This window comes from Dietzia sp. JS16-p6b (assembly GCF_003052165.1).
Taxonomy (GTDB): domain Bacteria; phylum Actinomycetota; class Actinomycetes; order Mycobacteriales; family Mycobacteriaceae; genus Dietzia.
Genome location: NZ_CP024869.1, coordinates 624,667 through 646,869, shown reverse-complemented (window position 1 = coordinate 646,869; position 22,203 = coordinate 624,667). Strand labels below are relative to the sequence as shown.

Genomic DNA, 22,203 nt, shown 5'->3' with positions numbered 1-22,203 from the left:
GTCGCTACCTCCCGGGCACGGGCCCGACCACCGACCCGAGCACATCCGCGTACCTGTCGTCGACCAGGGCCTCGATGTCCACGGGGTCGATCTGTCCGTCCTCGGTGAACACGTCTGCGAGTTGCTGTTCGCGTTCCACCGTGTCCGCGAGCGCCACCGGTCTGCGGGTACTGCGACTCTGCGAGAGTTCGGCGGCCTCCGGGGTCAGTCCCACGGCCTCCCCGTAGAACGCGGCCCACTGCGCTGGGTTCTGTGCCGTCCAGGTCCCCGCCTCGGCGAGTCGGACCAGGAGGTCGGCGATCGCGGTCTGACGTCGCGCGTCGGCGAGGGCGTCGTGGGAGGCGAGCCCGAACCAGAAGCCGTTGGACGCCTCCGCCGCCGTCGCGATGGTCCGGGCATCCGTCGTGGTCTGCGTGATGGCCGTGTACGGATCCCAGATGGCCCACGCGTCGGCGTCACCGCGCGCGAAGGCGGAACCCGCCTCGGCCGGCTGGAGAAAGACCATCTCGACGGACTCCGGCGAGACCCCGGCACCGCGGAGCTGCAGCAGGAGATGCCCGTGCGCCGACGTGCCCTTGGCCACCAGGACCTTCCGGCCCGCGAGGTCCGCCACGGACCGAACGGGAGAGTCACCGGGGACGAGGATCCGGTCCCCCTCACCCCCGTTGGCGTAGGCCGAGACGATCGACGCCCGCGCCCCCGCGGCCGCCCCGAAGACCGGCGGGGTGTTACCCGTCACGGCCAGATCGATCTGCCCCGCGTTGAGCGCCTCCACCTGGGGCGGGCCGGAGGTGAACGTGGAGAACTCGATCTCGTACGGGAGATCATCGAGCTCTCCCGCCGCGGTGAGCAGGGCCTGCGTGCCACCCTTCTGGTCCCCCACGCGCAGGACGAGGCCGGACAGGTCCGCGAGATCGACCCGGTCGGGCACCGGGGCCGCGGCCTCGGAGTCGCGGGTGGCGCACCCGGCGCCGACGAGCAGCACGATCAACGCCAGCGCCAGCGCCAGCAGAACGGCAGGGATCGCGGGGCGTCGGTGGATCGGGGAGAGCGTGGTGGTCATATCGAGTGGTCCTCGTCTGTGTGGTCGACGCCCAACGCGTCGAGGAGAGAGCGGCGGTGGCGGCCCGTCTCGCCCCCACCGCGGGGCAGGTCGATGGTCACGGTGTGGCCGATGCCGCCGTCGTCCAGGACGTGCACCCGGTCGGCCAGAGACACCGCCTCGTCGACGTCGTGCGTCACCAGCAGGACCCCGAAGCCGTGGTGGGTCCACAGCCTCAGCAGGAGTCGGTGCATGGTCCGCCGGGTGAGGGCGTCGAGCGCGCCGAAGGGCTCGTCGAGCAGCAGCAGCGCAGGCTCCGCGACGAGCGCCCGGGCGAGCGAGGTCCGCTGCGCCTGGCCGCCGGAGAGTTCTCCGGGGTAGGCACCCTCTCGGCCCTCCAGGCCCACCTCGGCGAGGATCTCGGTGACCCGGTCCGACTTCTCCCCGCGGCCGACCTCGACCCTGTTGAGACCGTGCCGGACGTTCTCGGCCACGGTCCGCCAGGGCAGCAGACGGGAATCCTGGAACACGACAGCCGGCGGGCCGTCGATGTGGACGTCGCCCGACTCGAGATCCCGGTCGAGTCCGGCCAGTATGCGCAGCGCGGTCGACTTCCCGCTGCCACTCCGGCCGAGCAGGGCGACGATGTCGCCTCGAGGGATGGTCAGGTCGAGGTTCCGGAGAACGGTGGTGTCGCCGAAGCTGCGGGTGACACCGCGGAGCGCGCCCGCGGGGGCGAGGGTGGTGGGCATTCCTGGGGCTCCTGATCGCTGGACGGTGGTCATGTGCGCTGGGCGGTGGTCATCGGTAGTGGCGCAGTGCGCGGGCCTCGGCGACGCGCACGATCGCGTCGGTGAGGATCCCCAGCAGCGCGTACACGACTAGGCCGACGATGATCACGTCGATGCGGAAGTAGTCACGGGCGTTCATGATGAGGTAACCGATGCCGTTGGTCGCGTTGAGCTGCTCGGCCACGATGAGGGTCAGCCAGGCGATCGCGAGCGACTGGCGCACGCCCACCAGGACCTGGGGCGCGATCGACGGCAGGATCACCTCCGTCAGTCGCTGGCGCCGGCTGAATCCGAAGACCGTGGCCATGTCCTGCAGCCTGGGATCCACCTGCCGCAATCCCGACGCGGTGTTGAGGTAGATGGGAAACACCACCCCGAGTGCGATGAGGAGCACCTTGGGGGTCTCGCCGATGCCGAACCACAGGATGAACAGCGGGATCAGCCCGAGGTGGGGAAGCGCGCGCAGCATCTGCAGCGGGGGGTCCACGAGGGCGTCCGCGACCCGCGAGGTCCCGACGATCACCCCGAGGACCAGTCCGGCCACGGCCCCCAGGACGAACCCCTGGGCCACGCGGACGCCCGAGACCGCCAGCGCGTCCGCGAGTTCGCCGGAGGCGATGAGCTCCAGCGCCGAGGAGGCGATCAGCTGCGGGGCGGGAAGGATCCGCTCCGGCAGGAGGCCCGTGGCGCCGGCGATCTGCCAGATCAGGATCAGCACGACGGGGCTGAGCCAGCGCAGCCATGTCATGCCGCGGAGGGCCCTGCGGGGCCTCGCGACGCGGCGCCCCGGGGACCGGGGCGTCCGGTTCTGCGGGGTCGGGCCCGCCGTGGCGACCGGGGCCCCGGGCGTTGACGCGGTGAGAACAGTGGTCATGGTGGTCTTCTCCTCCTGCTCCTCACCCGCGGGCGAACGCGGGTTCGGCCGTGGCGAACGGGACCGAGACCGTCTCCCGGCGGCCCTCACCCGTCGACCGCAGTCCTCGACGGGCGAGGACGGGCAGCACGCCCTCCCCGAAGTGGTACGACTCCTCCAGATGCGGGTACCCGGACAGGACGAAGTGGCTGAGTCCGAGCGCCGCGTACTCGGCGATCCGGTCGGCGACCTCCTCGTGGGAACCGACCAGCGCGGTGCCCGCCCCTCCACGGACCAGTCCGACGCCGGCCCACAGGTTGGGTGAGATCTCCAGGGAGTCGGTCCGGCCGCCGTGGAGGTCGAGCATGCGGCGTTGCCCCTCGGACTCACTGGCGGTCAGCGAGGCCTGGACGCGCGCGACGTCCGCGGGGTCGATCCCCGCCAGTAGTCGGTCCGCCTCGGCCCACGCCTGCTCCGAGGTGTCCCTGGAGATCACGTGCAGCCGGATCCCGAACGACGGGCTCCGACCGTGGGCGGCCGCGGCGACCCGGACCCGGTCGAGCTTCTCGGCGACCGCGGCCGGCGGTTCGCCCCAGGTCAGGTACGTGTCGGCGTGGCGCGCGGCGACACGGATCCCGGCAGCGGAGGAGCCGCCGAAGAAGATCGGCGGGACCGGGTCGGGCCGCCGCGCCAGGACGGAGTCGACGACGGCGAGGTGGTCGCCCCGGTAGGTCAGGGCCTCCCCGGATCGCCACAGTCCGCGCACGATGTCGAGGAACTCGTCGGCCCGGGCGTATCTCGCCTCCTTGTCCAGGAAGTCTCCGTAGGCGCGTTGCTCCCGCGACTCGCCTCCGGTGACCACGTTGAGGAGCAGTCGGCCCCCGGTCTGCCACTGGAAGGTGGCCGCCATCTGCGCGGCGAGGGTGGGGCCCATGAGGCCCGGGCGCAGCGCGACGAGGAATTTGATGCGGTCGCTCGACTCGGCGAGCAGCGCGCTGGTGATCAGGGCGTCCTCGCACCATGCGCCGGTCGGGGTGAGAAGCGACTCGAACCCGTTGTGCTCGGCCGCCGCGACGATCTGCCGCAGGTACGACAGCGTCGCCGGACGGTCCCCCGACATGAACGTGCCGTGTCCCCCGGCGACGAGGTGGCGTGAGTCCCCGTACGTGGGCAGGAACCAGTGGAGATGGGTCTTCGTCTGGTCGGCCTGATCGGCCTGGTCGGCCGGCTCGGCGTGTGGACGTATGGGGTCGGTGGCCACTGACGGCTCCTGGGGGTCTGGGATCGGACTGCGGACCGACTCATCGTGGGACCGGGCGGTGGCGTGGAGCCACAATTGGCGTGACGAGGATCGATACCCTTAACCAGAGTAGACCGATCGGTCTATAGCCTGTGTTACCCTGCTCGTCATGACCACCCGATCTGCCGCCCCTGTCCTGCGCTTGTCCGATGTGAGCGCGGCCCGGGTCATGCGCACGATCCGGTTCCGGGGGCCCGTCACCCGCCCGGAGGTGGCAGCGTCCACGGGCTTGTCGGTGGCGACGGTCGGCCGCGCCACGGCAGCGCTGCTGTCCGCCGGCGTCATCCGCGAGCGGCCGGAACTCATGCACGACGGTTCCGTCGGTCGACCGAGCATCCCTGTCGAGATCGATCCCGGCGGGCCGGTGGTGGTGGCCGTCCACGTCGGCCTCAGCCGCTGCGTCGTGGCGATCAGTGACCTCGCCTGCCGGATCCTGTCCGAGTTCGCGATCCCCACCCCGGGCCGGGATCCGGAGCAGATCGCGGACGAGCTGTCCGCGATCGCGTTCCGTCTTCTCGACGGCCACCGTGGACGTCGGCTCGTCTGGGGTGGTGTGGCCACGGCGGCCAGGATCACCTCCCCGGGCAGGGTCGACCACGACCTGCTGGGGTGGCGGGACGTCCCGGTGACCGAGCTGTTCGCCGATCGGCTCGGGGTGCCGTTCTCGGTGGCCCCGCACGTCGAGGCCATGGCCGCGGCGGAACTCCTCGTGGGGCATGAGACACACACCGGGACGACGCTCGTCGTCTACGCCCGGGAGCATCTCGGCTCCGCCCTGGTGATCGACGGCGCCGTACACCTGCCGCGCGCCGGCTCGGCCGAACTGGCGCACCTGCCCGTGGGGCCCACCACGTACCTCGACGACCGCGGAGGCGGCCTCACGGACGTGGTGGGCGATTCCGGACTGGTCCGCGCCGCGGCCGCCCGCGGCATCCCCGTCGGGTCGGTGGTGGAACTCGCCGCACGCGCACCCGGCGATCCGGTGGCCGAGGCGATCCTCGTCGAGCGGGCCACGGTACTCGGCCGCCTGGTGGGGCTGCTCTCGACCATCACCCGCCCGGATTCGGTGGTGCTCTGCGGCCAGGCCTTCACCGACCACCCGCGATACCTGGGCCCCGTTCTGAGCGCCTCGCGGGAGACCCCCTTGCCGGGAGAAGCGCCCGAACTCAGGGTGTCGACGGCGGGAGGGCGGATCCAACAGGTGGCGGCCATGGCGGTGGCGCTCGACGCCATCTCCGCGGACCCTACGAGCGCGCTGCCCGCACGCTTGTTGTCGGTGTCCTGACGTGGTGACGGTGGCGTCACCCACTTCGCGTCAGCACGAGCAGAACGTTCGACATCCGTAGCACGAGCCTCCAGACTTCTGGCATGACCGAACGAAGCCTGTCCTCCGACCGCCAGAGCGTCTCGGCGGAGACCCACCGTCGGGCGATGCGACTGCATCCCGCCGGAGTCACGATCATCACCCTCGACGGCGCCGACGGCCCGGTGGGGTTCACCGCGTCGTCGCCGTCCAGCCTGTCGTCCGAACCTGCCCTGGTGAGCTTCAACGTGGGGATCTCCTCGTCCAGCCTGGCCGCGGTGCTCGACGCCCGCACCGCCGTGATCCATCTGCTGGGGGAATCCGACCGGCACCTGGCGTCGAGGTTCTCGGGGCCCGCGGCACAGAGGTTCGCTGACCACTCCCTGTGGACCCGGGCCGAGACCGGCGAGCCTCTCCTCCACGGCGGGCGGGCGCGACTACGGGTCGCACTGGACCGTCTCGTGCCGGCGGGCGACCACGTCCTGGTGATCGCGCGGATGCTGGACGCCTGGTTCGACGACGAGCCGAGTGATCCGCTCGTGGTGGTCGGCGGTGGCCTGTGGGCGGTGCCGGCGGCCCGCGACTGACGACCGGATCGCCCCCGGGGCCTACGACCCGGCAGACGACGAGGCGGCCCCCGCTCGGAAGAGCGGGGGCCGCCTCGCGGTGGTGCGGCGACTTCGGGCTAGGTGGTGGCGGGAGCCGCCCCACCACTACCCGAGGATCCGCCGGGGGCGCCGCCGGCGAAGCCACCCGAGCTCGGGGGAAGCGAGTCCCCCGGGCCGGCCTCACCGGTCGGAGCGACACTCGCGGTGATCTCCTCACCCTCGCGGGACTCGGCGGCGTCCGGCCGCGGGACCCCGGTGAAGGTGAACCTGGCGTTCTCCGTCTGGTCGGACTCGCCGTCCCAACCCTCGACGTCGACTGTGATCAACTCGCCGGCCGCGACCTCACCGAAGAGGATCTTCTCCGAGAGCGTGTCCTCGATCTCGCGCTGGATGGTGCGACGCAGCGGCCGCGCACCCAGCACCGGGTCGAAGCCCCGCTTGGCCAGGAGTTCCTTGGCCCGGTCCGTGATCTCGATCGTCATGTCCTTGGCCTTGAGCGCCACGCCCACGCGGCTGACCATCAGGTCGACCATCTCGACGATCTGGTCCTTGGTGAGCTGGTGGAACACCACGATCTCGTCGATACGGTTGAGGAACTCGGGCCTGAAGTGCTTCTTGAGCTCGTCGTTGACCTTCTGCTTCATCCGGTCGTAGGCGTCCTCGGTGTTGTCGGCGGACTGGAAGCCCATCCCGACGGCCTTGGAGATGTCCCTCGTGCCGAGGTTGGAGGTGAAGATCAACACGGTGTTCTTGAAGTCCACCATGCGACCCTGCCCGTCGGTGAGACGGCCGTCCTCCAGCACCTGCAGGAGCGTGTTGTAGATCTCGGAGTGGGCCTTCTCGATCTCGTCGAACAGGACCACCGAGAACGGCTTGAGCCGGACCTTCTCCGTCAGCTGGCCACCCTCCTCGTATCCGACGTACCCGGGAGGTGCGCCGAACAGGCGGGAGGCGGTGAAGCGGTCGTGGAACTCACCCATGTCGATCTGGATGAGCGCGTCGTCCTCGCCGAACAGGAAGTTGGCCAGCGCCTTGGAGAGCTCGGTCTTGCCGACACCGGACGGGCCGGCGAAGATGAACGACCCCGACGGGCGCTTGGGGTCCTTGAGACCGGCCCGCGTGCGACGGATGGCCCGGGAGACCGCCTTGATGGCGTCCTCCTGGCCGATGATCCGCTTGTGCAGCTCGTCCTCCATGCGGAGCAGACGTGTGGTCTCCTCCTCGGTGAGCTTGAACACGGGGATCCCGGTCCAGTTACCCAGCACCTCGGCGATCTGCTCCTCGTCGACCACCGCGGCCACGTCCATGTCGCCCGCACGCCACTGCTTCTCACGTTCCGAGCGCTCGGCGATGAGCTTCTTCTCCGTGTCCCGCAGACCGGCGGCCTTCTCGAAGTCCTGCGCGTCGATCGCGGACTCCTTCTCGCGCCGGGCCTCGGCGATCTTCTCGTCGAACTCCCGGAGGTCCGGCGGAGCGGTCATCCGCTTGATCCGCATGCGGGCGCCGGCCTCGTCGATGAGGTCGATCGCCTTGTCCGGCAGGAAGCGGTCGTTGATGTACCTGTCCGCCAGCTGGGCCGCCGCGGCCAGGGCCGCGTCCGTGATGGTGACACGGTGGTGCGCCTCGTAGCGGTCGCGTAGACCCTTGAGGATCTCGATGGACAACTCGACGCTGGGCTCGGGGACCTGCACCGGCTGGAAACGACGCTCGAGCGCCGCGTCCTTCTCGATGTGCTTGCGGTACTCCTCGAGCGTGGTGGCGCCGATGGTCTGCAGCTCACCGCGGGCCAGCTTGGGCTTGAGGATCGACGCGGCGTCGATCGCGCCCTCGGCGGCACCCGCCCCGACGAGCGTGTGGATCTCGTCGATGAACAGGATGATGTCGCCCCGCTGATTGATCTCCTTGAGCACCTTCTTCAGGCGCTCCTCGAAGTCACCGCGGTAGCGGGAACCGGCCACCAGGGACCCCAGGTCGAGCGAGTAGACCTGCTTGTCCTTGAGGGTCTCGGGGACCTCGTTGTTGACGATGGCCTGGGCGAGGCCCTCGACGACCGCGGTCTTGCCCACGCCGGGCTCTCCGATGAGCACCGGATTGTTCTTGGTGCGCCGGGAGAGCACCTGCATGATGCGCTCGACCTCCTTGGCGCGGCCGACCACCGGGTCGAGCTTGCCCTCCATGGCGGCCTGCGTGAGGTTGCGGCCGAACTGGTCCAGGACCGTCGAGGACGACGGCGTCCCGGACTCGCGCCCGCCGGTCCCCGCCGGCGCGCCCGTGGCCTCCGCCTCCTTGCCCTGGTAGCCGGAGAGCAGCTGGATGACCTGCTGCCGGACCCGGGTGAGGTCCGCTCCGAGCTTGACCAGCACCTGCGCGGCCACCCCCTCACCCTCTCGGATGAGGCCGAGGAGGATGTGCTCGGTCCCGATGTAGTTGTGGCCGAGCTGCAGCGCCTCGCGCAGGCTCAGCTCGAGGACCTTCTTGGCCCGCGGCGTGAACGGGATGTGCCCGCTGGGCGCCTGCTGGCCCTGGCCGATGATCTCCTCGACCTGACTCCGCACCGCTTCAAGCGAGATCCCCAGGGACTCGAGGGCCTTGGCGGCCACTCCCTCGCCCTCGTGGATGAGACCAAGCAGAATGTGCTCGGTGCCGATGTAATTGTGGTTGAGCATCCGGGCCTCTTCCTGGGCCAGGACGACGACGCGACGCGCGCGGTCGGTAAACCGTTCGAACATCGTGCTACCTCACATTCCTCGGGTGTTCACCACTGTAGTGGCCCGGTCTGACGCCCGGAGCCACAGGAGTGGCAGTCGGCCCGTCACCAGGGTTCAACGCGGCAGGTCGGGGAATCATTGCGGATACGTGTACGCCGACAGCGAACGCCGCCGAATCCGTGCGGGACGGCGCGGACATCTAGTCTCGGGAGCATGGTGGCGTCGGGCGGGACCGGGTGATGAGCCCGTTCGATCTGGACCGGATCGGCCGCGGCCTGCCCTTCACCGACGCGCTCCCGGCCCTGCGGCGCGCGCTCGCCACGGCGGGTACGGCGGTGGTCCAGGCTCCGCCCGGGACGGGCAAGACCACCCTCGCCCCGCCGGCGGTCGCCTCGGCGGACGGGATCGCGGGACGGGTCGTCGTCACCCAGCCCCGGCGGGTGGCGGCCCGTTCGGCGGCGCGGCGACTGGCGGCGCTGACCGGAACGGAGGTCGGCAGCCTGGCGGGGTACTCGGTCCGGGGGGACACCCGGGTCGGCCGGGACACCCTCGTGGAGTTCGTGACACCGGGCGTGCTGGTGAGGAGGCTGATCGCCGATCCGGACCTGACGGGGGCGGGAGCGGTGGTGCTCGACGAGATCCACGAGCGGGACGTCGAGTCCGATCTCGCACTGGCCCTGTTGTGCGAGGTGCGCCAGCTCCGGGACGACCTGCCGGTGGTGGCGATGTCCGCGACCCTCGACTCCGGCCGCATCGCCCGCCTGCTGGGGGGCGCCGGAGCGGGCGGCGCCGGAGCGGGCGCCACCGGGGCGGCGCCGGTGATCGAACTCCCCGCCGTCCTGCATCCCCTCGACATCCGCTACCGCCCGTCGCCCGTTCCCCGCCTCGACGCCCGGGGGGTCACCGACGGCTTCCTCGAGCACGTGGCGGACGTCACTGCCGAGGAGGTGGCCACGGGCGGCTCGGACACCCTCGTCTTCCTCCCCGGGGCGCGTGAGATCGAGCGGGTGGTGCGGTCGCTCACCGCGCGACTGGGCGGGCGCGCCGAGATCCTGCCACTGCACGGTGGCCTCGACGCCGCCGAGCAGGACCGGGTGGTCTCGGGCTCCGGCCGCGAGGGTCCGCACCCGGGCCGGGGCGGGGCCGGCCCACCGCCCCGGATCGTGGTCTCGACCGACCTGGCGGAGTCCTCGCTCACCGTTCCCGGGGTGCGGGTGGTGGTGGACGCGTGCCTGAACCGCGAACCCCGCAGGGACACCGCCCGCGACATGACCGGTCTCCTCACCGTCTCGGCCTCCCGCGACTCCTGCGTCCAGCGCTCGGGACGCGCGGCACGTCTCGGACCGGGGATCGCGGTGCGCTGCCTGTCCGAGGACGACTACTCACGGCTCACCCCGCACCGCACCCCGGCGATCGCGACCTCCGACCTGACGTCCTTCGCCCTGGACGTCGCCTGCTGGGGCGCTCCCCGCGGCGAGGGCCTGGCGCTGACCGATCCTCCTCCGTCGGGGGAGATCCGTCGCGCGCAGCGGGTCCTGCAGGGACTGGGCGCGCTCGACGCGCTGGGCCGGGCCACCGGACGCGGGCGGGACCTGTCCCGCGTCCCCGCGGACCCGCGGCACGCCCGCGCGTTGCTCGACGGCGCCCCCGTGGTCGGCCGCGCGAGGGCCGCGGAGGTGGTGGCACTGCTGACGTCGGGCCGCCGCTCACCGACGGGGGACCTGGTGGCGGACCTGCGGGCCCTGGTCGGCGGCCGAGCCTCGGACAACCGGACCTGGGAGCTCGAGGCCCGCCGCCTGGAACGACTCGTCCCTACCGGCGGGGGGAGGAAGGAGGCCCCGCTCGAGGAGGCGGTCGGTCTCATCGTGGCCCTCGCGCACCCCGATCGGGTCGCGCGCCGCCGGGGTGGGCAGTACACGTTCGCGTCGGGCACCGGGGCGGTCCTCCCGCCGGGCTCCGCCCTCGCCGGTCACGAGTGGCTCGCGGTGGCCGAGGTCGCGCGAGCCTCGGGGCGGACCGCCGGGGACGCGGGAGCGGTGATCCGTTCCGCGGCCCCGCTGAGCCGGGCGGGAGCCGAGAGCGCGGCGTCGGAGCTACTCGACGACGAGGAGACGGCCCGCGTCGCGGGCGGCGCGGTGACGGCCAGACGGATCCGACGGCTCGGCGCGATCGAACTGTCCGTCACCCCCGTGCGTCCGAGCCCCGAGGCCGCCGCGTCGGCCGTCGCGGACGCCGTCCGCTCCGGTGGCCTGGCCGCGCTCGGACCCGACGACGACGCCCGACGTCTGTGGCTCCGACTGGCTCTCGCCCGGCGGGAACTCGGGCCCCCCTGGCCCGACGTGTCCGCCGAGGCACTCGCGGACCGTCTCCCGGAGTGGCTCGGGCCGGAGGTCGAGTCCATGACGCGAGGCGGCACGCTCAGGGGGCGCGATGTCGGCGGCGCGCTCCGACGACTGCTCCCGTGGCCGGAGGCCTCCCGGTTCGACGAGCTCGTGCCCGATCGCCTGCAGGTGCCCAGTTCGTCGTGGTACCGCGTCGACTATCCGGAACCCGGATCCGACGCGTCCCCCGTACTTGCGGTGAAGCTGCAGGAGTGCTTCGGGTGGACCTCCTCACCCCGGATCTGCGACAAACGGGTACCCGTGACGGTGCACCTGCTCTCCCCCGCCGGCCGGCCGCTCGGCGTGACCCGCGACCTGGAGTTCTTCTGGCGCGAGGCGTATCCCGGTGTGCGGGCGGAGATGCGGGGCCGCTATCCCCGACATCCCTGGCCGGAGGATCCGATGGCCGCGGAGCCCACTCGCCGGACCACCCGCCACCGCTGACGATCCCGGTCACGTAACGGGGTGAGTTTCGGCACCGTTCCGGTCCGGGCCGGCCCCTACCATGGAACCGGACGCACCTGCGCCATCCGACTCCGCCCCGGAGGGTGACCGCCATGCCCCCGTACACACCACCCTCACCCCACCGCGTGCCCCTCCCGACCAGGACCCCCGCACGCACCAAGAGGATCCCGCACGTCCGGAACCGGATCGGGGTCCTGATGGCGTTCGCCGGCCTGGCGGTGTCGCTGCTCAGCCTCTTCCTGCCGTGGCTTTCCGCCGGCGGTGGCGAGCGGATCTCCGGTCTGGGCATCACCGAGATCATCGACGTCCGCAGTGTCGCCCCGGTGCTGTTCCTCGGGTTGCTCGTCCTGGCCCTGCTCGTGACCGTGACCGCGTTCACCCGACTGGGGGCGTTCGCCGTGGCGGCGGCGGTGATGGCGGCAGGAGTACTCGCGGGTCACCTCGCCTTCGTCTGGACCCTCATCCTCTCCACGGGATCGACGACGCCGGCCCTGTCGGGGCTGCCCGCCAACGCCTCGGTGACCTTCGGGCCGTACGTCGCGGCGTCCGGGTTCGTGGTGGTCTCCGCCGCCTCGGCGTGGGCTGCCCGGTCGGCGAGATACGCCAGGGATCCCCTCTCGCGTCGAGACGGATAGACGACCTCCGGGGGAAGCGCGCTGTTATGGCACGGGCGGACAACGCCACCTATTATGTGACTTATCTCACTTGAGACTCCGGTACGACTAAGGGGCACACCATGGCCGCACAGACAACGCCCACCTCCCACACACCCCCCGCTTCCCAGACACCGCCCCCGGCGGCGACCACGCGGGGCGGCAAGATCGTCCCTCTACTGCGCAGCCGCGTCGGCGGGCTCATCGCGGTCGCGGGTCTGGCACTCGCCCTTCTCAGCCTGTACCTCCCCTGGCTGTCCACCGCGACCGGCGGGGGCATCACCGCCCTCGAGCTCACCGAGGTCCTGGACCTCCGTGCGATGGCGCCCCTGAACTTCCTTGGCCTGCTCGTACTGCTGGTCCTGGTGGCCGTCACCGTGTTCACCCGACTGGGATTCTTCGCGGCCGCCAACGCGGTTCTCGCGTCGCTGGTGTTGATCGCCCATCTGATCTTCGTCTGGGTCCTGTTCAACTCGACCGACACCGCCGATCCGATGCTGGCGGGACTCCCCGACGGGACTTCGGTCACCTACGGGCCGTTCGTCGCCGCCATCGGCTTCATCCTGGTCATCGCCGGGTCGGTACTGGCGGCCAGGTCCGCCGAGTACCTGCTGCCGGACCGGGCCGAGGCCCGCATGTTCACCGACCCCCGGGGCTCCTGAGACGGCTCTCCCGGTCCTCAGAACACCACGACCGTGTCCCCGACCTGCAGCCTGTCGAAGTAGGTCTCGGCCGCGGGCCGGTCCATCCGGATGCACCCGTGCGACAGGTGGGCCGGGTCCCCCTCGTGGAACGCGATCCCGCCCACGAAGTACACCGCGAACGGCATCGGGGCGTCGTCGAACAGACGACTGACCTCGTGGCGGACCTTACGGGTGACCTGGTACGTCCCACGAGGGGTCTCCCACCCGGCCCGTCCGTGGGACATCCGCACCGGCCCGTAGCTCAGCCGTTCCCCCGACTGCAGCCAGGTCCGGTTCCCGTCGAGGTCCACGCACGCGGCGGCCGTGCGCGGGCAGGGGCTCTGCGGGGTGGGGTCCGGCGGCGGAGGAGGAGCAGGCGGAGGGGGCACGAAGCCGGGCGGTGGAGTGATCCCCGCCGACTCGAGCAGGCCGCCGGCGGTGGTTCGCAGGTCCGCGTCAGCCTGCGCTGAGCCGGCCGCGGCCTGATCGACCACCTGCTGGACCTCGGCCGGGAGAGCCGGCTGGGCCGTCGCGCCGGGGCTCGCGGTCCCCACCACGACGAGCCCCGCCGCCACACCGGTCACCAGCCGTGACAGTGTTCTTCTCATGCGGTGATTATGTCCGGGGTCGTCCACCTGGACAGGCGTCTGGAGTCACGTTCGGGTCTCGACCCGGGCGGTCTGAGGACGCGGGGGCTAGCGTTCGCGTCATGAGCGCGTCACCGCTTCCCCTGCCCAGGCTCTCGGCCCCGGCTTCCCGCGCACTCAGGGATGCCGGGATCACCGACCTCCGCCAGTTGGACGGCACGCCCGAGAGAGACGTTCTCGCACTGCACGGGATCGGCCCCTCCCAGCTCGGGGTTCTGCGCGACGCGCTGACCGCCGCCGGACTCTCCTTCACCGAGCCGGTCGCCCGGCCCCGGGCGACCGGCCGGAACGACAACACGGCGATCCGTTCGGAATCGATGTCACCGCGGGGGTGGATCGAGGGGTTACCCACCGCCCGACGCGTGAAGGACGGTCTGCGCCTGCTCGACCTCTTCGGTGAGGTGACCGGCGAGGACCCCACCATGTGGGGCCCCTCGATCGTGGGCTACGGTCGGCGCCACTACGTGTACGACAGCGGACGCGAGGGCGACACCCTCCGGGTCGGTTTCAGCCCCCGGGCCTCGGCCGTCAGTCTCTACGGCCTGCTGGAGGCCCCGGGCGCGGCCGCGTTGCTCGCGACGATGGGTCCGCACAAGACCGGGAAGGGGTGCCTCTACGTCACGTCCCTGGCCCGGATCGAGGAGACCGTCCTCCGCGATCTCGTGGCCGCGGCCTGGGCGAACCCGGACTGACGCTCGCGGAACCGGGTCGAGAGTCTCGTCAGTCCCGCGGCAGCGGCTTGACCATCGGGAACAGGATCGTCTCCCTGATCCCCAGTCCGGTGAGCGCCATGAGCAGGCGGTCGATCCCCATTCCCAACCCGGTGGTAGGCGGCATCCCCTGCTCCATGGCCGCCAGGAAGTCCTCGTCGAGGACCATCGCCTCGTCGTCACCCGCCGCTGCCAACCGCGCCTGATCCTCGAAGCGCCGCCGCTGGATCACCGGGTCGACGAGCTCCGAGTACCCGGTCGCCAGCTCGAATCCACGGACGTAGAGGTCCCACTTCTCGGTGACCCCGCGGTCCGTGCGGTGGTCGCGGGTCAGGGGCGAGGTCTCCACGGGGAAGTCTCGGACGAAGACAGGACCGTCCAGCTGATCGCCGCACAGGTGCTCCCACAGCTCCTCGACGAGTTTGCCGTGCAGCCACCCCCTGCCGCTGGGGACCTCGAGCCCGACCCTGCCGGCCAGTTCGGTGAGTTCGTCGACCGTCGAGTCGACCGTGACGGCGTCCTCGTCGTCGTCACCGTTCACCAGCTCGGGGTGCGTGGCGCGCAGCGCCTCGTTGAGGGACGGGTACATGCGCATCTCGCGCCACTGCCCGCCGAGGTCGTACTCGGTGCCGTCGGCCAGGGTCACCGTGGTGGAACCGAAGACCTCGAGCGCCACCTCCTGGATGACCTCACGGATCATCGTGGCGGAGGTGTCGTAGTCCCCATAGGCCTGGTAGGTCTCGAGCATCGCGAACTCGGGGCTGTGCGAGGAGTCCACGCCCTCGTTCCGGAAGTTCCGGTTGATCTCGAAGACCCGCTCGATCCCGCCCACCACGCACCGCTTGAGGTAGAGCTCGGGGGCGATCCGCAGGTACAGGTCGAGGTCCAGGGCGTTGGAGTGGGTGACGAAGGGCCGGGCGGCGGCGCCGCCGTGCAGCGTCTGCAGCATGGGCGTCTCCACCTCGAGGAACCCCCGCCGGTCGAGGGCGGCGCGCAATGCCCGGACGACCTTGATACGGGTGACCGCGTTGCGCCGGGCCGTGTCTCGCATGATGAGGTCGGTGTAGCGCTGACGGACCCGCGTGTCCTCGCTCAGCTCCTTGTGCGCCACCGGAAGCGGCCGGAGCGACTTGGCCGCCAGCACCCACGAGTCCGCCATGACGGACAGCTCGCCCCGCTTGGAGCGCACCACGCGGCCGGTCACCGAGACGTGATCACCCAGGTCCACGTCCTGCTTCCACGCCTCGAGCCGTTCCTCGCCCACGTTGGCGAGCGAGAGCATCGCCTGCAACTGCGGGGCGAACGGATCGGGCTCGCCCTCGGCCGCCGGGACGGACAGGTCCGCCTCGGGGCTCACACCGTCCTGGAGTCGGACGAAGCAGAGCTTGCCGGTGTTTCGGACGAACAGGACCCGGCCGGCCACCGAGACCACGACGTCGGTCTCCTCCCCCGGCTCGAGTGCGACGAAGCGCGGATCCGAGGCGATCTCGACGAGCCCGTGCGTGCGGGGGACCCCGACCGGATAGGCGTCGACGCCGGAGTCGAGGATCCGCTGCCGCTTGTCGCGACGGATACGCACCTGCTCGGGGGTGTCGTCGGCGGGCTCGGTCGAGGCGGCCCCGGGCGCGGCGGGAGTCGTGTCGGTCACGACTGTCGAGGATAGTCGCCGCTAGGCGTCGGAACCGAACCCGTCGGCACCCACGTGGTCGAGGACGTGGAGGTCCAACCTGTCCGACAGGGATTCGATGGCAGCCGCCGCCCGGATACTGTTGCCGTGCTCGTCCAGGCGCGGCGAGTACGCCGCGATGCCGTACTTGCCGGGCGCCACCGCCAACAGGCATCCCGACACCCCGCTCTTGGCGGGCAGTCCCACCTGGTACACCCAGTCACCCGCCGCGTCGTACATGCCGCAGGTGAACATCACGCTGTTGGCGTAGCGCACCGCCTTGCGCCCGAGGATCCGCTCGTCGCTACCGGGGATCACCCCGCCGTTGGCGAACATGGCCGCCATGTGGGCGAGTTCGCGGACGTCCACGCGGACCGCGCACTGGCGTCCGTATCCCGCCACCACCTCGTGGGGGTCGTCCGCGAGGGAGCCCTCCTCGGCGAGGAGGTGCGCGAGCGCCTGGTTGCGGTGCGCGCTCTTCGCCTCGATGTCGGCGATCTCCTCGTCCACCTCCACCTCTCGCCCGACGAGCCGGGAGAGCAGCGCGCGGATGTGCTCGAAGCGGGAGACCTCGTCGTCGTCGGAATCTCCCACCAGGGCGTGGGCGGCCAACGCCCCGGCGTTGACCAGCCCGTTGGGAGCCCGACCGGTGCCGGCCTCCAGGGAGATCTCGTTGAACGCCTCACCCGAGGGTTCCACCCCGATCCGCTTGGCCACCTCGTCGACGCCCTTCTGGTCCAGGGCCAGGGCGTACACGAACGGCTTCGACGCGGACTGCAGGTCGAAGCGGATGTCGTCGTCCCCCGCCGAGACGACGGTGCCCCCGAGGTCGCACACCGCGATCGCCAGGGCGTCGGGGTTCGGATGCTCGTAGTCGCCCAGGTGCGGGACCAGCTCTCCCGAGGAGTCATCGCGGACCTCGTCGAGAATGCCGTCGAGCAGGTCCGCCGAGATGTGGTCCGTCATGGACGCGACCGTACCGGCGTCGGTGCCGGCGCGCCCCCGGTCGGGCTCAGTGTGCGGAGATCGCAGACCGCTCGCGCAGCAGATGCTCCGCATCCGACAGCAGGCCGAGCTCCCCCGCGGCCCGGATCGCCTCGTGCCCCCCGTCCACCGCTCGCACCCCTCGCACGCCGCGGGAGTGCAGCTCCAGCGCGAACAGTTCGGCGTCGAGCCCGTCGTCACTGACCAGGACCACCTCGCGGCCCTCCTCCACGGCGGCGAGCGGGGACGGCGATCGGGGATCGAGGAGCTCGACGACGGGACGGGCCTCGACGGCGACCGCGCCCGCCAGCACGCCCTGTCGCTCGCGCTGGACCCGCGAGCGGATGTCCACCACGAGCGCCCCCGCCTCCACGGTGGTGCGGTAGTCCGCCACGTCCAGCGTGCGGGCGGCGGGGTCGGTGAGGGTGACGGCGAGAGAGGTCATCTGGCGCTCCTGGTGAGGCGGGTCCCGGTCGGTGCGGTCGAGGGGGTTGCTGCCGGTCGGGGACACCAGTGCTGCGCACGTGCGGACGCCACCGGACCGGCCGAGGGCATTCGACGTGCGTTCATGACCACGATAATAGACAGACCGGTCTATCTACCGCAAGGGCGAGCGCCTCCCGGCCGCCCCACCCCCCATCCGCTGGCGCGCTCCGGTTAGTTGATGCATCATATAGGTGGAGTAAAGGAGCATCATGACCACCACACCCTCGCGCCAGCCCGCCGTCTTCATCGGACACGGCGTCCCCCTCAACGCGCTGGAGGACAACCAGTGGACCCGACAGTGGGCTGCGCTCGGAGCCGCACTCCCCGAACGCCCCCGGGCCGTGCTCGCCGTCTCGGCCCACTGGTACATCGGCGCCACGGCGGTGACCACGATGGCGCACCCCCGGACGATCCACGACTTCTACGGCTTCCCCCGGGAACTCAACGAGTTCGACTACCCGGCCGCCGGCGCACCCGAACTCGCGTCCGAGGTGGCCGAGGTGGTCCGTCCCACCTGGATCGGCGAGGACCGCGACTCGTGGGGACTCGATCACGGCACGTGGTCCGTCCTGGCCCACGTCTTCCCCGACGCCGACGTGCCGGTGGCGCAGTTGTCGGTCGACGCCTCGAAACCCGCCGACTACCACTTCGACCTGGGAACCAGGCTCTCGGCGCTGCGGGACTCGGGAGTCCTGATCCTGGCCAGCGGCAACGTCGTGCACAACCTGGCCGCCGTCGACCCGTCCCTCGGCGACTCGGGCACCGACTGGGCGCACCGGTTCGACGACCACGCCCGGGCGCTGCTCACCGACCGACCCGAGGACGCGGTGTCGCTGCTCGACCACCCCGACGCCGGACTGGCCGTGCCCAGTGCCGACCACTTCCTGCCCCTGCTGTACACGGCGGGAATGGCCGCCGGGTCCGGCGAGAAACTCGACGCCTTCAGCGAGGGGTACGCCTGGGGGTCGGTCTCCATGACGAGTTACCGCTCTGCCGCCTGAACCCACCTGACCGCGTGGCCCCTGACCCGGCCGCAGCGCGGGGTCCGTGGCGGCCGACACCCGCCGTCAGGTCCCTCTCGCCCGATTCGCGAGTCGTCCCGTCAACGGCAGCAGCACGATCAACGACACCCACATGAACTGGGCCGCCGCGGCGCCGACCGTCAGCGCCACGGGGACCGACGCCAGGAACACCGCCGGGGTGGTGGTCGCCGCGAGCAGCACCAGGCTGTTCTCCCTCGCGGACGTGGGGCGGCGTTCCAGTCCGGCCGCGCGACCTCGTTGGTACACCGCGGCCTGGGCGAGGGCGACCCCGGCGATGTTCACGGCGTAGAGCGCGGTCGGCAGCGCCAGATCCGCCGTGGCCGGGTTGCTGATCGCATCGGTGGTGAACGGCACCAGGATCACCAGGCCCGTGGCCAGGAGGTTGCCGAACACCATCGGGCCGTCGAGACCGGTCAGCCCCTTGATCATCCTGACGTTGACCCGCCACAACGCACAGATCACCACGAAACTCAACGCGACCCCGAGCAACTGCTGCCCCACCCCGGATGCCGCCAGGGAACCGAGGTCCTGCCACGCCTGCGGCTCCGGCAGGTCGACGTTCACGATGAGCAGCGTCACGGCGAAGCCGTAGATGGCGTCGAAGAAGGACAGTCCGCGATCGAACTCGGAGGTGTCCCTGCGGATCACCTCGTCGTCATCGATCCTCTCCCGACCGCTCCCGCCCATGTCGGACAGCATGCCATCGGCCCGGGGCGTCGGTCAGGCGTTCTTCTCGAACACCAACCGCAGACCCTCGAGGGCGAGTTCCGGTTCCACGTCGGTGATCGTGCGCGACTCCTCGGACACCACGTCCGCCCGCAACCCGGTCAGCACCACCGCCGCGTCGGACAGGTCGGCGACGTCCGTCCGCAGGCGGTCGACCAGGGCGTCGATCTGACCGGCGAACCCGATCACGATCCCGGCCTGCAGCGCGGCCACCGTGTTCTTGCCCAGCGCACTCCGGGGCCGCACCACCTCGATCTTCCGCAACGCCGCCGCGCGCTCGGCCAGCGCGTCCACGGAGATGTCGATCCCGGGTGCGATCGCCCCGCCCAGCAACTCTCCGCGCGCGGAAACGGCGTCGACCGTGGTCGCCGTGTCCACGTCGACGACGATCACCGCGCCCTCGAACAAGGTGTGGGCGGCCAGGGCGTTGACGACCCTGTCGGATCCCACCTCCCGGGGACTGTCCACGAGGAGCGGTACGCCGGTCTTCACGCCGGGAGCCACCACGACCGCGTGGAGCCCGGGCCAGTAGTCGGCGGCCATCCGACGCAGCTCGCCGGTCACCGAGGGCACGACCGACATCGCCGAGATACCCGACAGGCGCCCGGCGCAGTCCCCGAGCAGGCCCCGGATGGTCAACGCCAGCTCGTCGGAGGTCACCGCCGGCGACGTCCGCATGCTCCAGGTGCGCTCGAGCGGCCCGCCGTCCGGGGGGAAGACGCCCAGGCGGATGTGGGTGTTGCCGACGTCGACGGTGAGTAACACGGCCCTATCCCGGCACCTAGACGGTGACGGGCTCGGGGACGCGCGGGTTCTTCAGCCCCGACCCCGCGGGGACGTCCGCCGGGTCGGTGCCCTCCGTGAGCATCCGGTTGTGGGGGTCGACGAACACGACGCGCGGCGAGTAGGCGCGCGCCTCGGCGTCCTCCATCACCGCGTAGGCGATGATGATCACCAGATCGCCGGGATGGACCAGGTGCGCGGCCGCGCCGTTGATGCTGATGACCCCGGAACCGCGCTCGCCGGTGATGGCGTAGGTGGTCAGGCGTGCGCCGTTGTCGATGTCGACGATGTCGATCTGCTGCCCCTCGAGCAGGTCCGCGGCGTCCATGAGATCCGCGTCGATGGTGCAGGAGCCCACGTAGTGCAGGTCGGCCTGGGTCACGGTCGCCCGGTGGATCTTGGAGTGGAGCATGGTGCGCTGCATCTAGAGGCCTTCCTTGAGGTCTGCGGCCAACTCGGCCTGCTGGGCGGCGACGGTCGCCTCGGCGGCGGCGAGGAATCCCGTGCCGATGGCCACGCCGACGTTGTCGATGAGGCGGGCGGATCCGATCCGGGCCGCCACCAGGAGACGCCCCGGACCCTCCTCCGGTGGCTCGCCGAGGTCGCCCGCCCGGAGTTCGAGGTAGTCGACGGAGATCTGCGGGCGCTCGGCCAGGACCGCGCGGGCGGCGTCGAGCACCGCCTGCCGACCGCCCTTGGCCGCGAACGTCCCCGCCACGAGCGCCGCGTTGAGGGTGGTGGCCAGCTCCCGCTCGTCCTCGGAGAGGTAGCGGTTGCGGGAGCTCATGGCCAGGCCGTCGGACTCCCGGACGGTGGGGACGCCCACCACGCGGACGTCCATGTCCAGATCAGCCACCATCTGACGGATCAGGACGAGCTGCTGATAGTCTTTCTCGCCGAAGAAGGCCTGGTGAGGGGCGACGATGTTGAACAGCTTGGCCACCACGGTGAGCATCCCGGCGAAGTGGCCGGGGCGGGCGGCACCGTCGAGGATGTCACCCGCCGGCCCGGGCAGCACGGTGGTCCTCGGCCCGTTCGGGTACATCGCCGCGGCGCTCGGGGCCAGGACCAGCTCGACGCCGGCCGCGGCCAGCCTGGCCACGTCCTCGTCCAGGGTCCGGGGGTAGGCGTCGAGGTCCTCCCCGGGTCCGAACTGCAGAGGGTTGACGAAGATCGACACCACCACCACGGACCCCGGGGTCCGGCGGGCGGCCTCGACCAGCGCCAGGTGCCCCTCGTGCAACGCGCCCATCGTGGGGACGAAGGTGATCTGCCTGCCGACCTTGCGCAGTGAGCGGGTGACCGCGTGCAGGGACTCGGGCTCGTGGTGGATGGTCAACTCGCCCCGGTTGTACCCGGTCCCCGGCCGACCGGGGACCGCCGTCCGCACGGGAAGGGTCGAGGCGGTCATCGCAGCTGCTCCGTCAGGTCGGGGGCGAGGAGGTCGGTGACGTCGCGGCCGGCCCCACAACGATCCGCGGTCCGCAGCGCGAGCGCGCGGTATCCGGCGGCGATTCCGCCGTCGACGTCCTCGAGAGCGTCGAGGTGGCGCGAGACGGTCACCGCGTCGCCCCGCATGACCGGACCGGTGAGCGCCGAGTCGCCGGCGGCCAGGACGTTGTCGAGGGCTGCCCGCAGCAGTGGCTCGAGGGTGCGACGGGCGAGCGCCCCGGCGTCCGCGCCGAGCATTCCGTCCGGGTCACCCTGGACCCCACCACCTGGGAGGACCGAGAACGACGCCGCGAGCGCCTCGGCGGCGTCGTTGACGAGCGTGACCAGGTGGTTGGCGCCGTGCGCGAGTGCGGCGTGGTAGAGGGCGCGGTGGGATTCGGCGACGGTGACGGGCAGTCCACCCGTCTCCATCACCAACATCTGTCCGACGACGAGACCCACCTCGTCCGGGGAGGTCAGGGCCCACGAGCAGCCCTCCATGCGCTCGATGTCCGCATCGCCCCCCGTGAAGGTCATCGCGGGGTGGGCCGCCACGACCACCGCGCCGGCGTCCGCGGCGGGGCGGAGCACGTCCGCACCGATCGCGCCGGCCACGTGGACCACGATGTGGCCGGGACGGAAGGCGTCGGCCGCGGCGAGGTCCCCGACCACTGCCGGCAGCTCCTTGTCGGGCACGGCGAGGATCAGCAGTTCCCCGGCTCCGGCCACCTCGACCGGATCGGCGAGCCGCGCGTCCGGAAGGCGGCGGGAGGCCAGGTCGCGCGAGCGGTCGGACCGCGCGACGACCGCGGAGACGACGTGTCCCCGCCGTTCGAGCGCCGCGCCGATCGCGGTGCCCACGCGTCCCGCGGACACGAGGCCGATCGACAGGCGGGCAGGGGTGGTCCCGGCGACGCCGAACTCGGACATCATGAGGTGC

The 22,203-nt window shown here is 71.4% G+C and carries 21 protein-coding genes; 7 read left to right on the top strand and 14 right to left on the bottom strand.

Features of this window, described 5'->3' with window-relative positions; translation table 11 throughout:
- Positions 1-4: 4 nt before the first annotated feature.
- The 4 genes from CT688_RS02915 to CT688_RS02900 are packed head-to-tail and all read right to left on the bottom strand — an operon-like array spanning position 5 to position 3,860.
- Positions 5-1,063, bottom strand: coding sequence for an ABC transporter substrate-binding protein (locus CT688_RS02915; protein ID WP_107755691.1), 1,059 nt, complete (start codon positions 1,061-1,063; stop codon positions 5-7).
- Positions 1,060-1,827 (bottom strand): ABC transporter ATP-binding protein, encoded by a 768-nt coding sequence (locus tag CT688_RS02910; RefSeq protein ID WP_370446324.1) that lies wholly within the window; start codon positions 1,825-1,827, stop codon positions 1,060-1,062. The genes CT688_RS02915 and CT688_RS02910 overlap by 4 nt, the downstream gene beginning before the upstream one ends.
- A gap of 16 nt (positions 1,828-1,843) precedes the next feature.
- The gene (locus tag CT688_RS02905) at positions 1,844-2,707 is read right to left on the bottom strand and encodes an ABC transporter permease (RefSeq protein WP_107757968.1); all 864 of its coding nucleotides are present in this window, start codon (positions 2,705-2,707) and stop codon (positions 1,844-1,846) included.
- A gap of 22 nt (positions 2,708-2,729) precedes the next feature.
- Positions 2,730-3,860: an LLM class flavin-dependent oxidoreductase gene (locus CT688_RS02900; protein WP_231750574.1), complete on the bottom strand. Its 1,131-nt coding sequence runs from the start codon at positions 3,858-3,860 to the stop codon at positions 2,730-2,732.
- Between the two features lie 235 nt (positions 3,861-4,095).
- Here CT688_RS02900 and CT688_RS02895 point away from each other — a divergent pair, with 235 nt between their 5' ends.
- Positions 4,096-5,271: an ROK family transcriptional regulator gene (locus CT688_RS02895; RefSeq protein ID WP_182613631.1), complete on the top strand. Its 1,176-nt coding sequence runs from the start codon at positions 4,096-4,098 to the stop codon at positions 5,269-5,271.
- 83 nt (positions 5,272-5,354) lie between these two features.
- Positions 5,355-5,876 (top strand): flavin reductase family protein, encoded by a 522-nt coding sequence (locus CT688_RS02890; RefSeq protein WP_107755687.1) that lies wholly within the window; start codon positions 5,355-5,357, stop codon positions 5,874-5,876.
- 98 nt (positions 5,877-5,974) lie between these two features.
- On the opposite strand, the gene CT688_RS02885 is transcribed toward CT688_RS02890, so the two are convergent.
- A complete protein-coding gene (locus tag CT688_RS02885; RefSeq protein WP_107755686.1) occupies positions 5,975-8,626 on the bottom strand; it encodes an ATP-dependent Clp protease ATP-binding subunit in 2,652 nt (883 codons plus the stop codon).
- A 218-nt stretch (positions 8,627-8,844) separates the two neighbouring features.
- Here CT688_RS02885 and hrpB point away from each other — a divergent pair, with 218 nt between their 5' ends.
- The 3 genes from hrpB (at position 8,845) to CT688_RS02870 (ending at position 12,766) form a co-directional block, all read left to right on the top strand.
- A complete protein-coding gene (gene hrpB / locus CT688_RS02880) occupies positions 8,845-11,430 on the top strand; it encodes an ATP-dependent helicase HrpB (protein ID WP_107755685.1) in 2,586 nt (861 codons plus the stop codon).
- A gap of 146 nt (positions 11,431-11,576) precedes the next feature.
- Positions 11,577-12,086: a hypothetical protein gene (locus CT688_RS02875; RefSeq protein WP_234414839.1), complete on the top strand. Its 510-nt coding sequence runs from the start codon at positions 11,577-11,579 to the stop codon at positions 12,084-12,086.
- Between the two features lie 101 nt (positions 12,087-12,187).
- A complete protein-coding gene (locus CT688_RS02870) occupies positions 12,188-12,766 on the top strand; it encodes a hypothetical protein (protein WP_107755683.1) in 579 nt (192 codons plus the stop codon).
- Between the two features lie 17 nt (positions 12,767-12,783).
- Here the strand turns inward: CT688_RS02870 and CT688_RS02865 are convergent, their stop codons facing one another.
- Positions 12,784-13,395 carry a L,D-transpeptidase gene (locus tag CT688_RS02865; protein WP_107755682.1) on the bottom strand — a complete coding sequence of 204 codons (612 nt, stop codon included), beginning with the start codon at positions 13,393-13,395 and terminating at the stop codon, positions 12,784-12,786.
- Positions 13,396-13,496: 101 nt separating this feature from the next.
- On the opposite strand from CT688_RS02865, the gene CT688_RS02860 reads away from it, so the two are divergent.
- Positions 13,497-14,126 carry a DUF1801 domain-containing protein gene (locus CT688_RS02860; protein WP_107755681.1) on the top strand — a complete coding sequence of 210 codons (630 nt, stop codon included), beginning with the start codon at positions 13,497-13,499 and terminating at the stop codon, positions 14,124-14,126.
- 28 nt (positions 14,127-14,154) lie between these two features.
- On the opposite strand, the gene lysS is transcribed toward CT688_RS02860, so the two are convergent.
- Genes lysS through CT688_RS02845 form a run of 3 tightly spaced genes read right to left on the bottom strand, consistent with a single transcriptional unit; the run spans position 14,155 to position 17,239 of the window.
- A complete protein-coding gene (gene lysS / locus CT688_RS02855; RefSeq protein ID WP_107755680.1) occupies positions 14,155-15,792 on the bottom strand; it encodes a lysine--tRNA ligase in 1,638 nt (545 codons plus the stop codon).
- A 21-nt stretch (positions 15,793-15,813) separates the two neighbouring features.
- Positions 15,814-16,776: a glutaminase A gene (gene glsA / locus CT688_RS02850; RefSeq protein ID WP_107755679.1), complete on the bottom strand. Its 963-nt coding sequence runs from the start codon at positions 16,774-16,776 to the stop codon at positions 15,814-15,816.
- A gap of 46 nt (positions 16,777-16,822) precedes the next feature.
- Complete coding sequence (locus tag CT688_RS02845; RefSeq protein ID WP_182612845.1) at positions 16,823-17,239, bottom strand: rhodanese-like domain-containing protein; 417 nt, start codon at positions 17,237-17,239, stop codon at positions 16,823-16,825.
- Positions 17,240-17,489: 250 nt separating this feature from the next.
- Here CT688_RS02845 and ygiD point away from each other — a divergent pair, with 250 nt between their 5' ends.
- On the top strand, positions 17,490-18,281 hold the full coding sequence (gene ygiD, locus CT688_RS02840) for a 4,5-DOPA dioxygenase extradiol (protein ID WP_107755677.1): 792 nt from the start codon (positions 17,490-17,492) through the stop codon (positions 18,279-18,281).
- Between the two features lie 66 nt (positions 18,282-18,347).
- On the opposite strand, the gene CT688_RS02835 is transcribed toward ygiD, so the two are convergent.
- The 5 genes from CT688_RS02835 to CT688_RS02815 are packed head-to-tail and all read right to left on the bottom strand — an operon-like array spanning position 18,348 to position 22,193.
- On the bottom strand, positions 18,348-19,010 hold the full coding sequence (locus tag CT688_RS02835) for a TMEM175 family protein (protein WP_228549125.1): 663 nt from the start codon (positions 19,008-19,010) through the stop codon (positions 18,348-18,350).
- A gap of 33 nt (positions 19,011-19,043) precedes the next feature.
- The gene (locus CT688_RS02830) at positions 19,044-19,814 is read right to left on the bottom strand and encodes a type III pantothenate kinase (protein ID WP_107755675.1); all 771 of its coding nucleotides are present in this window, start codon (positions 19,812-19,814) and stop codon (positions 19,044-19,046) included.
- Between the two features lie 16 nt (positions 19,815-19,830).
- The gene (gene panD / locus CT688_RS02825) at positions 19,831-20,256 is read right to left on the bottom strand and encodes an aspartate 1-decarboxylase (protein WP_095717939.1); all 426 of its coding nucleotides are present in this window, start codon (positions 20,254-20,256) and stop codon (positions 19,831-19,833) included.
- A complete protein-coding gene (gene panC, locus CT688_RS02820; protein WP_107755674.1) occupies positions 20,257-21,243 on the bottom strand; it encodes a pantoate--beta-alanine ligase in 987 nt (328 codons plus the stop codon). It abuts the gene before it with no gap.
- Positions 21,240-22,193, bottom strand: a complete 954-nt coding sequence (locus CT688_RS02815; RefSeq protein WP_107757967.1) for a Rossmann-like and DUF2520 domain-containing protein — start codon at positions 22,191-22,193, stop codon at positions 21,240-21,242. Before CT688_RS02815 ends, panC begins: the two co-directional genes overlap by 4 nt.
- Between the last annotated feature and the right edge of the window lie 10 nt (positions 22,194-22,203).